Annotated in this window: 13 protein-coding genes; 4 read left to right on the forward strand and 9 right to left on the reverse strand. The window is 65.2% G+C overall.

Features of this window, described 5'->3' with window-relative positions; all coding sequences use genetic code 11:
- The 3 genes from BLX41_RS06760 to BLX41_RS06770 form a co-directional block, all read left to right on the forward strand.
- Positions 1-715: Rossmann-fold NAD(P)-binding domain-containing protein (locus BLX41_RS06760; protein ID WP_259744499.1), on the forward strand; the 715-nt coding region annotated here is incomplete at its 5' end.
- Positions 716-870: 155 nt separating this feature from the next.
- Complete coding sequence (locus tag BLX41_RS06765) at positions 871-2286, forward strand: amino acid permease (RefSeq protein WP_123724283.1); 1416 nt, start codon at positions 871-873, stop codon at positions 2284-2286.
- Between the two features lie 130 nt (positions 2287-2416).
- Positions 2417-3586 carry a hypothetical protein gene (locus tag BLX41_RS06770; RefSeq protein WP_123724284.1) on the forward strand — a complete coding sequence of 390 codons (1170 nt, stop codon included), beginning with the start codon at positions 2417-2419 and terminating at the stop codon, positions 3584-3586.
- Positions 3587-3644: 58 nt separating this feature from the next.
- Here BLX41_RS06770 and BLX41_RS06775 read toward each other — a convergent pair whose 3' ends face one another.
- The 3 genes from BLX41_RS06775 to BLX41_RS06785 are packed head-to-tail and all read right to left on the reverse strand — an operon-like array spanning position 3645 to position 7750.
- The gene (locus BLX41_RS06775) at positions 3645-4985 is read right to left on the reverse strand and encodes an MFS transporter (RefSeq protein WP_123724285.1); all 1341 of its coding nucleotides are present in this window, start codon (positions 4983-4985) and stop codon (positions 3645-3647) included.
- 42 nt (positions 4986-5027) lie between these two features.
- Positions 5028-6569 carry a class I adenylate-forming enzyme family protein gene (locus tag BLX41_RS06780; RefSeq protein ID WP_123724286.1) on the reverse strand — a complete coding sequence of 514 codons (1542 nt, stop codon included), beginning with the start codon at positions 6567-6569 and terminating at the stop codon, positions 5028-5030.
- Between the two features lie 2 nt (positions 6570-6571).
- The gene (locus BLX41_RS06785) at positions 6572-7750 is read right to left on the reverse strand and encodes an acetyl-CoA acetyltransferase (protein WP_123724287.1); all 1179 of its coding nucleotides are present in this window, start codon (positions 7748-7750) and stop codon (positions 6572-6574) included.
- Between the two features lie 145 nt (positions 7751-7895).
- On the opposite strand from BLX41_RS06785, the gene BLX41_RS06790 reads away from it, so the two are divergent.
- Complete coding sequence (locus tag BLX41_RS06790) at positions 7896-8468, forward strand: LuxR C-terminal-related transcriptional regulator (RefSeq protein ID WP_123724288.1); 573 nt, start codon at positions 7896-7898, stop codon at positions 8466-8468.
- Here BLX41_RS06790 and BLX41_RS06795 read toward each other — a convergent pair.
- The 6 genes from BLX41_RS06795 to BLX41_RS34635 all read right to left on the reverse strand — a co-directional run.
- Positions 8461-8991, reverse strand: coding sequence for a hypothetical protein (locus BLX41_RS06795; protein WP_123724289.1), 531 nt, complete (start codon positions 8989-8991; stop codon positions 8461-8463). The genes BLX41_RS06790 and BLX41_RS06795 overlap by 8 nt on opposite strands.
- Before the next feature lie 81 nt (positions 8992-9072).
- Positions 9073-9585 (reverse strand): hypothetical protein, encoded by a 513-nt coding sequence (locus BLX41_RS06800; RefSeq protein WP_123724290.1) that lies wholly within the window; start codon positions 9583-9585, stop codon positions 9073-9075.
- Between the two features lie 81 nt (positions 9586-9666).
- Complete coding sequence (locus BLX41_RS06805; RefSeq protein WP_110653276.1) at positions 9667-10641, reverse strand: cyclase family protein; 975 nt, start codon at positions 10639-10641, stop codon at positions 9667-9669.
- Positions 10642-10697: 56 nt separating this feature from the next.
- Positions 10698-11456 carry an SDR family oxidoreductase gene (locus BLX41_RS06810; protein ID WP_123724291.1) on the reverse strand — a complete coding sequence of 253 codons (759 nt, stop codon included), beginning with the start codon at positions 11454-11456 and terminating at the stop codon, positions 10698-10700.
- A gap of 45 nt (positions 11457-11501) precedes the next feature.
- Positions 11502-12950: an aldehyde dehydrogenase family protein gene (locus BLX41_RS06815; protein ID WP_123724292.1), complete on the reverse strand. Its 1449-nt coding sequence runs from the start codon at positions 12948-12950 to the stop codon at positions 11502-11504.
- 19 nt (positions 12951-12969) lie between these two features.
- A partial coding sequence (locus tag BLX41_RS34635) for an isocitrate/isopropylmalate family dehydrogenase (protein ID WP_259744502.1) occupies positions 12970-13312 on the reverse strand: 343 nt, incomplete at its 5' end.

The raw sequence follows: 13312 nt of genomic DNA on the forward strand, positions 1-13312 counted from the left end.
TTCAGCCCTGGTAGCGCAATCCCTGGCGCGCCAGGACGCCCGCCGCATGGCGTTGATCGGCAACGGCGCCCAGAGTGAATTCCAGGCCATCGCCTTCCATGAAATGCTCGGCATCAGCGAACTGCGGATCTTCGACATCGACGTCGCGGCGTCCCACAAGCTCAAGCGCAACCTGCAGGCCTGGCCGGGGCTCGAGGTGCGCATCGCCGACTCGGTGGCCGATGCGGTCAGGGGCGCGGACATCGTGACCACGGTCACCGCGGACAAGGCCTACGCCACCATCCTCACCCCCGAACTGATCGAGCCGGGCATGCACCTCAACGCCGTGGGCGGCGACTGCCCGGGCAAGACCGAGCTGCACGCGGACATCCTGCGCAACGCCCGGGTGATCGTCGAATTCGAACCCCAGACCCGCATCGAAGGCGATATCCAGCAGATGCCGGCGCACTTCCCGGTCACCGAGTACTTCCGCATTGCCCAGGGCCTGGCGCCGGGCCGCGAGCATGAGGCCCAGGTCACGGTGTTCGACTCGGTGGGCTTCGCCCTGGAAGACTTTGCGTCGCTGCGCTACCTGCATGACCTGGCGCGCCAACATGGCATCGGCGAGCAGATCCAGCTGGTGCCCGAGCCGGCCAATATCAAGGACCTGTACCAGTTGCTCGAACAGCGCCCCGCCACCCCGGCGCCGGCACCGCGACGGATCGCCGCCGGCTGAAAGAGCGCTCCCGTGGCCCATGAACAGGGAATCGGCCTCGTGCCCCTGTCCATGGGCAATACCTGACCCGGCTGCACCACAACAATCACAGACCGCAGCCCTCAACGACCTTCCACTGCCAAAACTCGACAACTATAAAATCAAGAGGTTTTGTGATGACTCCAGATACCTTCGGGGCCTCCGAGCGCCCGACGCTGCAACGCACCCTGCATAACCGTCATATCCAGCTCATGGCCATGGGCGGCGCTATCGGCACCGGGCTGTTCATGGGCTCGGGCAAGATCATCGCCATGTCCGGCACCTCGATCATCCTGATCTACATGATCATCGGCCTGTTCGTGTACCTGGTGATGCGCGCCATGGGCGAGCTGCTGCTGTCGAACCTGAACTTCAAGAGCTTCGCCGATTTCGCCGGTGCCTACCTGGGCCCCCAGGCGGCGTTCTTCCTCGGCTGGTCCTACTGGCTGAGCTGGAGCGTGGCGGTGGTAGGCGATGCCGTGGTGGTGGGCGGCTTCTTCCAGTACTGGTTCCCCGATGTACCGGCCTGGGTTCCCGCCATCGCCATGATGCTGACCCTGTTCGCCCTCAACGTGCTGACGGTGAAACTGTTCGGCGAGGTGGAGTTCTGGTTCGCCATCATCAAGATCATCGCCGTGGTCACCCTGATCGCGGTGAGCCTGGTACTGATCGCCACCGCCTTTGTCTCGCCATCCGGGGTGAGCGCCTCCCTGAACCACCTGCTGGACCGCCAGGCCGCCTTTCCCAACGGCCTGCTGGGCTTTTTCGCCGGCTTCCAGATGGCGATCTTCTCCTTTGCCGGCACCGAGCTGATCGGCACCGCGGCGGCGGAAACCCGAGATCCGCGCCGCACCCTGCCCAAGGCCATCAACGCGATTCCGCTGCGCATCATCCTGTTCTACGTGCTGGCCCTGGCGTGCATCATCGCCGTGACCTCCTGGCAGCAGGTGTCGCCAAGCAAGAGCCCGTTCGTGGAGCTGTTCCTGATCGCCGGCTTCCCGGCCGCCGCGGGCATCGTCAATTTCGTGGTGCTGACCTCCGCGGCTTCCTCGGCCAACAGTGGCGTGTTCTCTGCCAGTCGCATGCTCTTCGGCCTGGCGGACCAGGGCAACGCGCCGCGCTTGTTCAAGCGTCTGTCGGGGCATAGCGTGCCGGTGATCAGCCTGGCCTTCACCAGCCTGCTGATGCTGCTGGGGGTGCTGTTGCTGTACGTGGTTCCGGAGGTGATGACCGCCTTCACCCTGGTGTCGACGGTGTCGGCGATCCTGGTGATCTTCACCTGGTCGACCATCCTCGCGTCCTACATCGCCTACCGCAAAAAGCACCCGGAACTGCACGCTGCTTCCCGGTACAAGATGCCCGGCGGCGTGCCCATGGCCTGGTGCGCCCTGGTGTTCCTGCTGTTCGTCCTGGCGTTGCTGGCGCTACGCCCGGACACCCGCCTGGCCCTGTGCGTGATGCCGGGGTGGTTCGTCTGGCTGGCGATCGCCTATCGCCTGACGGCCGGGCGCAAGGGGCGGCCATCCGTGCAAGCGGCGGCGCACTACCGCTGAGGCAAGAACCTGCAAGACAGGCCCTGGGACCGGCCCTGTCGAAGCCCGGTCCTGGGTGCAAAAGCATCGACAGAGCCCCCCTTGTCTTGTTCTACTCCCGCCGCCATCGCCGTTGCCAGGGAGTGCCCACATGCAAGTCGCAGGACCCACCTTTGAAGAAGTGTTCAGGAAAAACCTCAAACGCGTCCTCAACTACTGGAGCCAGATCGGCACCGTCATCGGCCTGAGCGCCGCCGCGCTGGGGCTGTTCAGCCTGTACATGTACACCCGGGCCATCGGCCGCACCGACCTGTTCATGGCCTCCATCGATGCCAAATCGGCGCTGGTGGTCTGGCTGGTCATGGTGCTGTTTCTCATGCTGATCTACTTGCTGCTGCTTACGGTCACCACCCTATTGTTCGGGCTGGCAAACGATGTCTTTCGCAACACCCCAGAACACATGAACGATGTGGTGGTCTGGCTGACCCTGCCGGTCCTGGCAGGCTTCATCACCCTGATCGTGCTCAGCTACTACGTGCATCTGGGTGAGGCACTGGCATCGCTGATACTGGTGGCGGTGGTGCTACTGGTGACGGGGCTGGTGATGTCACGACCCGCGTTCAAACGCGTGATCCACAGCAGCCTGGAGAGACACCCCGCTGCGGGCAGGGGTACCTGGGGTGGCCTGTTCGTGACCCTGACACTCTGCCTGCTGGGCACGGTGATCTCGGGGATCTTCACCAGCCTGCTGATCATCAATGCCTACAGCAACGAAGTGTCCAATGACTCGCCACACTTACCGGCCTTGTTGAACTTCCTGGGGCTGCTCTTCTCCTTGCTGCCCATCGTGTTCTTCTACTGCAAGGCCGGAAGTCCCTACAAACGGGTCTTCTATGCCCTGATGTGCACCCTGCTCCTGGCCGCAGCATTTCTTCTGGTGCTGCCCGGGGCCATGAGCCAGATCACCTACAAGGCCGCCGGCAGCCTGGATGTGCGTCAGGACGGAATCGAACGATTCGTGCTGCACGATGACCTCGAACTGCATGACCTGGACCCACTGATGTGGAATACCCGCCTGACCTCTGAGCGGCGCGTGGAGGTTCAGGGCTTTCAACTCTTCTCTTTCGGCGAGGCCCTGTTGATCTGCCCCAAGGGGTTGCGCAACCTGGCCCTGAACCAGATGCACCGCTATACCCGCACCTGCATCAGGACCCGCAACAGCGCGGTAACCCGCAAGCCGGCAAAACCGCTGTACAACCAAAACCGCGCCTGTGCCGGTGCCGCGCCACCGGCGGCATGCTGGAAACCCCAGGGCTCCTGAATCCCCCACCTGCTGCCCCCCACCTGCTGAACATCCAGGCCGCAGCCGGCCTGCTGGCTCAGGGCGCCGGGTTGACCAGCAACGGAGGTGCCGGGCGGTCTTGGTTGTGCGAGCCGGGAACGCAGGCGACAAAGTCCTCCTTGCGCAGCACCACCAGGGCAATCAACGACACCACCCCGGTGGCCACGTAGAAGTACCAGGGCGAGGTGATGTCGCCGGTGAGCTTGATCAGCCAGGTGGAGATCAGCGGCGCACTGCCACCGAACACCGCCACGGGGATGTTGTAGGCCACGGCAATCCCGGTGGAACGGATCCGCGTCGGCAGCAGCTCGCTCATCAGGGCGTAGGTCGAGGAAGCGTAGAGCCCGAACAGGATCGCCACCGCCATCAGCGGCCAGAACAGCGTGGCCGGGGTGGCGTTGGGCGCCGACTTGAAGAACCAGTACATGGCCAGGGTGGCCAGGGTGCCGATCACCATCAGGAACGGCTTGCGTCCGTAGCGATCGGTGAAGGCGCCGCCCAGGGGCATGACCAGCGCCGCCGAAAGGCTGGCGACGAACACGTAAAGCAAGGTGGTGCCGCTGTCGAACTTGAGGGTGTTGGACATGTAGGTCGAGGCGAAGGTCAGCACCAGGTAGAAGATCGAGCTGTGCAGGGTGATGATGAAAAACACCAGGGCAATCGAGCGTTTCCACTGCCAGACCTCCCGCAGCGGCGCCTTGGAGGTCTGTCCGGCGTGCACCAGGGCCAGGAACTCCGGGCTGTCTTCCAGCTTCAGGCGGATGTACAGCGAGATGAACCCCAGGGGCCCGGCGATCAGGAACGGAATCCGCCAGCCCCCGTCCTGCATCAGCTCGGCCCCCAGGGCCCAGGTCATGCCATTGGCCACGGCGCCGCCCAGCAACAGGCCGAGCACCGCGGTGACCATCAGCCAGCAGGTGGCGAAGCCCCGGCGCCCGGGCCCGGCGTACTCGGAAATGAAACTGGTGATGGTGCCGATCTCGCCTCCGGCGGAGAACCCCTGCACGCAGCGGATCAGTACCAGGAGGATCGGCGCGGCGATGCCGATGCTGGCGTAGGTCGGCAACAGGCCCAGCAGGCAGGTGGAACCGGCCATCAGCACCAGTACGGTGATCAGGGTCTTGCGTCGACCGATCTTGTCCGCCAGGGGGCCGAAGAACAGCCCGCCCAGGGGACGGATGAAAAAGCTCAGGGCAAAGGCCGCAAAGCTCGCCAAAAGGCTGCTGGTGGGGTCATCGGAGACAAAGAACGCCTTGCCGATGTACAGCGCCAGGAACCCGTAGACGCCATAGTCGTACCACTCGATCAAGTGGCCCGAGGTAGCGCCGATAAAGGCCCGGCGCCGCTGGCGCCGGGGATTGCAAGAGGACACGTCCATGCTTGGAGACTCCTGTCGTATTGCTGTCCATGAAAAAATCTTTCAGAGGTCGGCGACGGCCCCTGTAGGGTCCTGCAACCACTGGCGCAAGCGAGTCTTGAGAATCTTGCCGTAGCTGTTCTTGGGCAGCTCGCTGCACAACAGGTATTTCCTGGGCTTCTTGAACGAGGCCATGCGGGTCACGAACCAGTGGTTGAGCGTCTGTGGATCGAGGCCGCCAGGGGAACGCGGCACCACGAAGGCCACCACCGACTCGCCCCACTCGGCATCCGCCTCCCCCACCACGCAGACCTCGAACACTTCCGGATGCTGCATCAGCACCTCTTCCACTTCCCGCGGGTAGATATTGCTGCCGCCGGAGATGATCACATCCTTGGAGCGGTCCGTGAGGGTCAGAAACCCGCGACTGTCGAGAAAGCCGATATCGCCGGTGAGCAACCAGCCGTCCACCAGGGTCGCCTGAGTGGCGGGCGGGTTGTCCCAGTAACCGTGCATCACCGGGGAGCCGCGCACGGCGATTTCCCCGGGTTCGCCGGGCGCCAGGCGCTGCCCGTCGGCATCGACTATCCGCACCTCCACACAGGACTGTGGCCGCCCCACCGAGGCCGCGATCGCGGGCCAGTCGGGGTGCTCGCGATCGGCGATCAGCTCCCGGGACAGGGCGCTGATGGTCATCGGGCACTCGCCCTGGCCGTAGATCTGCACCAGCCGCGGGCCGAAGGTATCCAGGGCCTGGCCCAGGTCTGCCAGGTACATGGGCGCCCCGCCGTAGACGATGGTCTTGATCCCCTCGCCCGAATACCCCTGGCGACGGGCCTGCTCCACCATGCGCTTGACCATGGTCGGCGCGGCAAACAGGCTGACCTGCCCCAGTTGCTGCGCCAGCCCGAACAGCTCCGCCGCATCGAACCCCCGTGACTCCGGCACCACATGCCGGGCACCGCAGCGCACGTGAATGAAGTTGTAGAGCCCGGCCCCGTGAGACATCGGCGCGGCATAGACCACCGCATCCAGGGCCTGCACCGGGTCCACATCCAGCGGGTAGCACAGCGACATGGCCATCAGGTTGCCGTGGGACAGCATCACCCCCTTGGAACGGCCGGTGGTGCCCGAGGTGTAGAACAGCCAGGCCAGCTCGTGATCCCCGCGCGGGCAGGGCTCCATCAGCTCGTGGCCCGCAGCTGCAGACGGCACGGGGGTGGCGTAACCGGGCAACTCGCGGCAGTTGTCCGGCAAGTCCAGGAGTTCGAAAGTCCGACCGTTGTCGGTATAGATCGCCCGGGCCCCGGCGTTGCCGACGATCCAGGCCGCCTCCCGCGGATGCAGCTTGCTGTTGACCGGCACCGCCACCGCCCCGCTCCACCAAATGGCGTAGAGCAGTTCCAGGTAGTCGCAACTGTTCTTCATCAGCAACGCCACCCGCTCCCCCGGGGCGATGCCATGGCCGTGGCGCAACTGCAGGGCCCGAGCCCGGACCCGCGTCGCGAAGTCCTGATAGTCGGCCACCTGGCGGCAGCCCTCGAATAGCGCTGGACGCTGGGGCCAGCGTTGGGCCGCATCCAGCAGCCAATGAGCGATATTCATGCTCAGGCCCTGACCGCTTGCAGGACCGAGGCGTAGTTGGCCACGGCCATCCCGCCCATGTTGAACAGCAAGCCGAATTCGGCACGGGGCACGCCGAGGCCAATGGGTTGGCCGATCAATTGGCGAAAGCCCAGGGCATGCATCGAGACCCCGGTGGCGCCCACCGGGTGGCCCTTGGCCTTGAGTCCGCCGGACAGGTTGACCGGCAAACGACCGCCCTGGCGCACGATGCCCTCATCCAGCGCTCGATGGCCTTCGCCTCTGGGCGCCAGGCCCATGGCTTCATAGATCAACAGCTCGGCGATGGTGAAGCAGTCATGGACCTCGGCGAAGTTCATGTCCCCCAGGCTCACCCCGGCCTCGCGCAAGGCGCCGTGAATGGCCCGCTGCGGACCGTCGAAGGCCAGGATGTCGCGGCTAGCCATCGGCAGCAGGTCATTGACCTGGCTCAGTGCGCGGATCGCCACCTCGCGCCGGAACGAGCGGGCGCGCTGCGGTGACGCCAGGACGATGGCCGCCGCGCCGTCACTGATCAGCGAGCAGTCGGTGAGGCGCAGCGACGGCGCGATCAGCGGATTGCTCTGGGACACATTGTTGCAATGCTCGAAATCCATCGGCCGGTGCATCTGCGCCAACGGGTTGGCCATGGCATTGGCGTGGTTCTTCACCGCAATCGCCGCCATCGAGGCCAGCGGGCTGTGGTAGCGCTCGGTGTACTGCTGTGCGACCCGGGCAAACAGTTGCGCAAAGCTCAGACCGGCCTCCTGCGGATCGTTCTGGTAACCGGCCCCGGCCAGGGCCCGGGTGACTTCGGCGGTGGAGTTGCCGGTCATCTTTTCCGCCCCCACCACCAGCACCAGTTCGGCGGCGCCGCTACGGATCGCGTTGACCCCGGCCTGGATCGCCGCCGAGCCCGAGGCGCAGGCGTTCTCGCAGCGGGTCGCCGGTTTGAAACGCAATTGCGGGTCGGCCTGCAGCATCAGTGAGGCAGGAAAACCGTCCGGCACCAGGCCTGAGTTGAAGTGCCCGAGGAACAGGGCGTCGATCTCTGCAGCGTCAATCGCGGCATCCGCCAGGGCCTCACGAGTGACCTGGACAATCAGGTCCTCGAGGTTCGAGCCCTGCAGGCGACCGAAAGGCGTGTGGGCAGCAGCAACAATGGATACGGAAGCATGGGTCATGGTGATTTTCTTCTGTGCTTGAAGCGGGCATTCCATACAATGGCGAGCGCCGAAATCGGACGCTAGTTGGGGCAACTACGTACAGCAGTAAGTAGTACCTGCCCAGCCAGAGCGGCGCACCAACCCCCACGAGGCAGGATGCCCAATGACCGTACATGCCCAGCAGCTCCAGGACCTCGAGCGCCTGGCCTTCCAGGTTTCACCCGCGCCGCAGTTGATCACCGGGCATCGGCGCATGCTCGATTGCAACCAGGCCTTCCTGCACCTGTTCGGCTATGAGCGCGAACAACTGCTGGATCACCTGACCCTGTTGCTGTATCCCTCCCAGGCCGATTACCAGAGCATTGGCGAACGCAGCGAGCACTGGCTGCGCAACGGCGCCGGTGCGTCCTATACCGACGAACGCTTCATGCAGCACCGCAACGGCGAAGTGTTCTGGGCCCGGGCCCACGGCTTTTCCCTGACCCCGGACGACCCGTTCGGGCTGATGATCTGGCACTTCGAACGCCTGGACCGGCGATTGGCGCCGACCGTGCGCCTGACCCCTCGCGAGCGGGAAATCTCCCTGCACATCGTCAACGGCCTGACCTGCAAGGAAGTGGCGCGCAAACTGGCGATTTCCCACCGCACCGTGGAAGTCCATCGCGCCCGGCTGATGAAGAAGCTCCAGGCCAAGAACAGCGCGGAGCTGGTGTCGAAGATCATCTACATCAACTAGGCGCTTGCTCCAGCACCTCGCTGGCGCTTAGCCGAAGCAACTGCAAGGGCCCGACCGTCCCGCCCTCCAGGCTGCCCCCCTGGTTCAGCACCTTATTCGCGGCGTTCATCTCGGCGCTGTGTTGCGTCACGCTGACAAAGGTGCTGTGGGGCAACTCCTCGCTCCAGCCCTCTTCGAGCGTGTTGTAGGCCAGCATCAAGGCGGCGGTGAAATAGTGCTGGCTGGAAACCGGGATCTGCACCTCCTGGTCATTGTCGTCGTAGGCGATGAAGTGACCGACGAAGGACTCCACCCCCAGGCGCTTGAGCAGCGGCCAGCTCAGGGCCGAAGGCACGAAGGCGTTGAGCTTCTCGGCGACGATGGCCGAGTAGCCGCGCGCCTGGAGCATCTGCACGATCTCGTCTTCGCTGGCCTCGGGATGGGCGCCCATCACTTGCAGGGCTTCGACCACGGCCTGGTGGGCGCTCTGGTGGTCGGGGTATTCGGCGCAATGCGCGCAGTTGGGCGGGCAGGTATCGGTCACGGGAGGCGAAGGTCCATCTCGGTCTCGAAAAAAGAGCCGCAGGGTAACCCCATGACCTGCGGCCCGCCAGTGTCCGGGCGCTTACTCAAGCGCCGCCCTGGCATCCAGACGCAGCAGTTGCACAGGCTCCAGGGTGGCCCCCTGCAGGGACTCCCCGGCATACAGCGCCTCGTTGGCCATGGCCATTTCGGCGCTGCGGCCAGCCACCATTTCGTAGGTCTTGCGCGGCAGCACCTCGCTCCAGCCGTTTTCGAAGGTGTTGTATGCCAGGGTCAGCGCGGCGGTGAAGTAGTGCTGGCCGGCCACCGGAACCCGGACCTCCTCACCCTTCTCATCCAAGGCGATGAAGTGGTTGGGTAGGTGTTTCACCCCCAGGCGCTTGAGCACGATCCAGGCCAGGGCCGATGGCACGAAGGCGTTGAGTTTTTCCGCGGCGATGGCCGAGTAGCCACGCGCCTGCAGCAGTTGGACGATGTCGTCCTCGCTGGCCTCGGGGTGGTCGGCCATCAACCCCAGGGTATCGAGTACGCCCTGATGGGCATTGGCGTGATCCAGGCAGCAGCTGCAGTCTGGCGAATGTGAATCGTCATGCATGATCGGTCGATGATCCCTATCGGTCGTGGCGAGGGGGCGCAGGATAAACCCTGCGCCCACTGCAAAACCAGCAGGTAGCGGCTACTTGATCACAATGGGATTCACCGGCGCCCCGCTGCCGCCGACGATCTTCAACGGCGCGGCGGTGTAGAGGAAGGTCCACTGGCCGTCGGCGGCGCAATCCTCGGCCAGGTCCTCCAGCAGCACGATCTCGGTGAAGGCGATCCCCAGGTTGCGCATCAGCGCGCAGTGCAGCGGAATCTGCACCCCGGACACCGGGTCGGTGATCACTTCGTTGGCGATGGTGTCGGTCACCAGATTGGGGATTTCCATCTGGTTGAACCAGTCCACCAGTTCGCGGCTGTAGGTCAGCCCCGGCTCCACCAGGTCCTTGAAGAACTCGGTCTTGCCGTACTCGTAGAAAGCGCCCATGGAACCGGTGCGGATGATCAGAATGTCGCGTTTCTCGATGGCCACGCCCTGGGCCTTGGCGGCGGCCAGCAGGTCCAGGTGATTGAAGGTCTCGCCGCGCCCCAGGTACTTCTTGCCGCGGTGCCGGGCCATGTCGATCAGTACCGCGCGGCCCACCACGCCGCGCTCGGCAATCGGCAGCACGCTGGCCTTGGCCATGCCGCCAACGGTGCTGCTGGCGTCGTAGCCGTTCCACAGCTGGTTGTCGTACCAGGCGTGGCCCAGGGCGTCGTACTGGGTCGAGCCCTGGAGCTGCATGAAGATCACGTCGTCGCAGTACTCGGCACCGCCAGTCATGGACGGCTGCTTGCCGGCCTGATAGTGGCTGCGGTCCAGGGTGTTGAAGCGCATCGAGGGGTTGCGCGCCGGCCACATCGGGTCGCCGCCGGGGTGGCCGATCTGCACCTGCAGGGTGAAGGTCTTGCCCTGGCGCACGGCGGCCACGCCCCGCAGCACTTCGGCCTGTTGCAGGTAGTTGAGGGCACCCACCTCGTCGTCCGGGCCCCACTTGCCCCAGTTCTTTGGCAGGCCTTCAAGCAGCTGCTTGGTATTGGGGTGGCTAGTGTTGTTATCGATCCCACACATGTCGACTGCACTCCGTAGCTGGGTTTGGGTTTAGCCAAAGGGCTTTCTACAGATCATCAGACGCAGCGTCCACCATCCACTTCCAGGCAGGTGCCGGTGATAAAGGCCGCCTCGTCGGAGGCCAGGTACAGGCAGGCGTTGGCCACATCCTGGGGGGTGGAGAAGCGCCCCAGGGGAATGCTCGCCATGAATTTCTGACGGTTTTCCGGGGTGTCCGGCACGCCCATGAACTCACTGAGCAGGGCCGTGGCGCCGACCACCGGGTTGACGCAGTTGACGCGGATGTTGTCCGGCCCGAGCTCGGCGGCCATGGTCTTGCTCATCACCACTACCGCGCCCTTGCTGCCGTTGTACCAGACCAGCCCCGGACGCGGCCGGATCGCCGCAGTGGAGGCGATATTGATGAACACCCCGCCGCCCTGGCCGCGAAAATGCGGCACGAAGTGCTTGGCGCTGAGGTAGATGCTTTTCACGTTGACCGCAAACACCCGGTCGAACTCGGCCTCGTCCACTTCCAGCATCGGCTGGTTGCGGTGGGTGGTGCCGGCATTGTTGACCACGATGTCCAGGCCGCCGTATTGCTCCAGGGTATTGCGCAGCAAGGCGCCAACGCTGGCGTCCTGGGCCACGTTGACCTCGATGAAGTGGGCCTGGCCGCCGGCGGTGCGGATCTCGTCCACCACCCGCTGGCCGCCCGTGGCGTTCATGTCGGCGACGATGACCCGGGCGCCCTGCTGGGCGAAGGTCCTGGCGATCCCCTCACCAAAGCCGGAACCGGCGCCGGTGACGATGGCAGTCTTGTTGGCTAGACGCATGGGAGTGACTCCTGTTTTTGTTGTTATGGGCCGCCATGGCGGCCCTCAATCGTGACGAATGGCAATGGTCTTCAAGGTGGTGAAACCCAGCAGCGCCTCGAAGCCCTTCTCCCGGCCATAACCGCTGGCCTTGACCCCGCCGAAGGGCAGTTCGACACCGCCTCCGGCGCCGTAGTTGTTGATGAACACCTGGCCGCAGCGCAGCTTGTGGGCCATGCGCAACTGCCGCGCACCGTCCCGGGTCCAGACCCCGGCCACCAGGCCGAAGGCGCTGTCATTGGCCAGGCGGATGGCTTCGGCCTCGTCCTCGAAGGGCATCACCGCCAGCACCGGGCCGAACACTTCCTCCCGGGCCAGACGGCTGTCTGGCGGCACATCGCGAAACAGCACCGCCTCCTGGAAATAGCCGCCACTGCCGGCCTCGGGCACCACCACCCCGCGCGCCGCCACCGGGATACCGGCGGCCTCGGCCTCGCGGACGAATTCACGCACCTGGCGCAGCTGCTTCTGATTGATCAGCGGGCCCATGTCCAGGTCCAGCTCCGAGGGCCCGGCACGCAGTTGGCCAAAGCACTGGGCCAGGCGTTCCAGCAACGGCTCGTAGAGGCTGCGCTGCACCAGCAGGCGGCTGCCGGCGGAGCAGGTCTGGCCGCAGTTCTGCACGATGGCGTTGATCAGCACCGGCAGTGCCCGCTCCACATCGGCGTCGGCAAACACGATCTGCGGCGACTTGCCCCCCAGCTCCAGGGTCACCGGACAATGGCGTTCGGCAGCCGCCCTGGCCACCAGAGCACCGGTGCCGGTGGAACCGGTGAAGGAGATATGCGCGACGCCAGGATGGGCGCACAACGCCGCGCCGGCTTCGTGGCCATAGCCGCTGACCACATTGATCGTGCCCGCGGGAAAACCGACCTTGGCCGCCAGTTCCGCCAGCCGCAGCAGCGACAGGCTGGCATCCTCGGCGGGCTTGACCACACAGGCGTTGCCCGCCGCCAGGGCGGCGCCGACGCTGCGGCCGAAGATCTGCATCGGGTAGTTCCAGGGGATGATGTGCCCGGTGACGCCGTGGGGCTCGCGCACCGTGAGCACGGTGTAGCCGGCCTGATAGGGCAAGGTGTCGCCGTGGAGCTTGTCGGCGGCCCCGGCGTAGTACTCGAAGTAGCGCGCCAGGGCGGTGGCGTCGGCCCGGGCCACCTTCAGCGCCTTGCCGGTGTCCCGGGCCTCGATCTGCGCCAGCTCTTCATGGTGCTCCAGCACCGCCTGGCCCAGGCGGGCCAGCAGGCGTCCACGCTCCAGGGCACAAAGGCTGCCCCAGGGCCCGTCGAAGTTGTCCCCCAGGGCCCGTTGCGCTGCCTGCACCGCCTGGTCGATGTCCTCGGCGGTGCCCCGGGCGATACGCGCATAGCTGATGCCGGTACTGGGGTCCTGCACGGGAATGTCCTCGGCCCAGGACGAGGCTTGCCATTGGTTGTCGATGTAGTGTTCGAGGCTCATGTTCATCAGCTCCTGTTTCCTAAGGGTCTATTCCCGTTTGGTGACGAGCCGCGTTGCTGGGCCAAACGGGAACAGACCCTAGACACTCGGCAATCGCCCGCCCCACTTCCACGGTGCTGGCAGTGCCGCCCATTTCCCGGGTGCGCGGGCCTTCGGCGAGCACCGTCTCGATGCTTTCGACAATCGCCGCCGCGGCCCGCTGGTAGAGCTCATCCCCCTGCCCCAGGTGCTCGATCATCAGGGCCGCCGACCAGATCTGGCCGATCGGGTTGGCCACCCCGAGCCCGGCGATATCCGGCGCCGAACCATGCACCGGCTCGAACAGCGACGGGGACAGGCGTTCGGGGTTGAGGTTGGCCGAG

This window comes from Pseudomonas protegens (assembly GCF_003732485.1).
Lineage (GTDB): Bacteria > Pseudomonadota > Gammaproteobacteria > Pseudomonadales > Pseudomonadaceae > Aquipseudomonas > Aquipseudomonas protegens_B.